This is a genomic window from Burkholderia sp. Ac-20392 (genome assembly GCF_017104585.1).
Classification (GTDB): domain Bacteria; phylum Pseudomonadota; class Gammaproteobacteria; order Burkholderiales; family Burkholderiaceae; genus Burkholderia; species Burkholderia lata.
The window spans coordinates 1-2382 of sequence record NZ_JAAGPB010000846.1 but is presented as its reverse complement, the minus strand read 5'-3'; the positions used below and the strand labels follow the sequence as shown (position 1 = coordinate 2382).

Below are 2382 nucleotides of genomic sequence, written 5' to 3'. Positions count from 1 at the left end.
CGATCGAAAAATCGCCCGCCGGTTCTATTTGATAATGAGAATGATTATCAAATACGGGGGGCGTGAATGCGGTACGAGGTGCTGGAACCTGGGAGATCAAGGACGAAGGGCGCGCGCGTCGCCCGTTTGGGGCGAGGGCGCTGGCGTCCGTCGCTGTATCTGGGCTTGCTGATTGCCGCGCATCCGGCGGCGGCGTTCGCCGAGACGGCGCCGGTGCCGGCGTCGGCAGCCGGCGCGGAAGTCCGGAAGGCGGAAACGACCGCCGTGAAGCCCGCCGCGGGCGAGCTGAAGGCGATTTCGGTGACCGCGTCGCGCGGCGTGGCCGACGATCCGTCGGTGGCGACGGTCGGCAAGATGCCGCTGGCGCTGCGGGAGATTCCACAGTCGGTCAGCGTGACGACGCGCGAGCGGATCGACCAGCAGAACCTGTTCTCGCTCGATGAAGTGATGCAGCAGTCGGCCGGCGTGACCGTGCAGCCCTACGTGCTGCTCACCACCGCGTACTTCGTGCGCGGCTTCAAGGTCGATTCGTTCGAATTCGACGGCGTGCCGGTGGTGATCGGCGATATGGCGAGCGCGCCGCAGGACATCTCCGTGTACGAGCGCGTGGAAATCCTGCGCGGCGCGAACGGCCTGCTGCACGGCTCGGGCAACCCGGCCGCGACGGTCAACCTCGTGCGCAAGCGGCCGCAGTACCAGTTCTCGGCGAACGCCAGCGTGAGCGTCGGCAGCTGGGACCGCTATCGCGCGGAAGCCGACATCGGCGGCCCGCTCAATGCGGCCGGCACCGTGCGCAGCCGGCTCGTCGCCGCGTACGAGGATCGCCATTTCTTCTACGACCATGCGAAGCAGGACACGCGGTCGATCTACGGAATCACGGAAGTCGACGTGACCCGCGACACGCTGCTCACGTTCGGCGCGCAATACCAGACGACGCGCTCGATACCCGACATGTCCGGCGTGCCGTTGGCGCGCGACGGCTCGAGCCTCGGCCTGTCGCGCTCGACGTTCCTCGACACCGCGTGGGGCCACTTCGACTGGGACACGACACGTGCGTTCGCGTCGGTCGAGCAGAAGCTTGGCGCCGGCTGGAAGGCGAAGGTCAGCGGCGAATACCAGAGCGTGCGCTCGGACCTGAAGTACGCGGGCTCGTACGGCGCGATCAACCCGGCGACCGGCGCGGGCGGTGCGCTGACGGGTGGCGCGTACCAATTCAGCAGCTACAGCCGCAGCCTCGATGCGAACGTGCAGGGCCCGGTGCATGCGTTCGGGCTCACGCACGATTTGCTGTTCGGCGTGACCTACGCGAACAGCAGCAGCGGGCAGATGTCGGCGCAGTTGCTGGGCAACGTGGTCGGCACGCCGGTGAACGTGTACCGCTGGAACCCGAGCAGCGTGCTCGAGCCGGACGTCGGCCCGTACCAGCAGTCGCAGCAGAACGACATTTCGCAGAAGGGCGTGTACGGGCTCGGCCGCATCAAGCTCGCGGAACCCGTCACGCTCGTGCTCGGTGGCCGCATGAGCTGGTGGAACCAGGACAGCCTCGGTGCGCACTTCAACACCGGCCATCAGTTCACGCCGTACGGCGGGCTGATCTGGGATTTCGCGCGCGACTGGTCGTGGTACGCGAGCTATGCGGAAGTGTTCCAGCCGCAGACCAAGTCGATGTGGGGCGGCGGCATCCTGACGCCGGTGAAGGGGCGCACCTACGAGACGGGCGTGAAGGGCGAACTGGCGGGCGGCAAGCTGAACGTGTCGCTCGCGGCGTTCCGCATCGATCTCGACAACAACCCGCAGGTCGATCTCGCGCATCCGTGCGCGGGGCCGAACTGCTACTACGTGAACGGCGGCAGCGTGCGCAGCCAGGGCTTCGAATTCGAGGCGAACGGCCGCATCACGCCGTGGTGGAGCGTGTGGGCGAGCTACACGTACGACACGATGAGCTACGCGGACAACCTCGCGAACGCGGGCTCGTCGTTCGCGCCGTTGCTGAACCCGCGCCACCTGTTCCGGCTGTGGACCAACTACGACCTGCCCTGGCAGGAGCGACGCTGGAGCGTTGGCGGCGGCGTGCAGGTGCAGAGCAATTACTCGGCGCAGGCGGGCAGCGTCACGATGAGCCAGGGCGGCTACGCGCTCGCGAGCCTGCGGCTCGGCTACCGCTACGACAAGCACTGGAGCGCGGCGGTCAACGTCAACAACCTGTTCGACCGCAAGTACTACCTGAGCCTGAGCAACCCGGGCTGGAACAACCGTTACGGGGAACCGCGCAACGTGATGCTGACCGTGCGCGGGCAGTTCTGATGGCGGGCGGCTGGGGGACGCGCGCGGCGCTTGCGATCGGCGGCGTGCTGCCGGGCGCGGTCGCGCTGGCGGTCACGC

General features: G+C 67.6%; 1 protein-coding gene. It reads left to right on the top strand.

Translation table 11 applies throughout. The features are described from left to right. Positions 1-66 precede the first annotated feature (66 nt). Positions 67-2304 (top strand): TonB-dependent siderophore receptor, encoded by a 2238-nt coding sequence (locus tag G3N99_RS38880; protein WP_206125049.1) that lies wholly within the window; start codon positions 67-69, stop codon positions 2302-2304. The last annotated feature ends 78 nt before the right edge of the window (positions 2305-2382 follow it).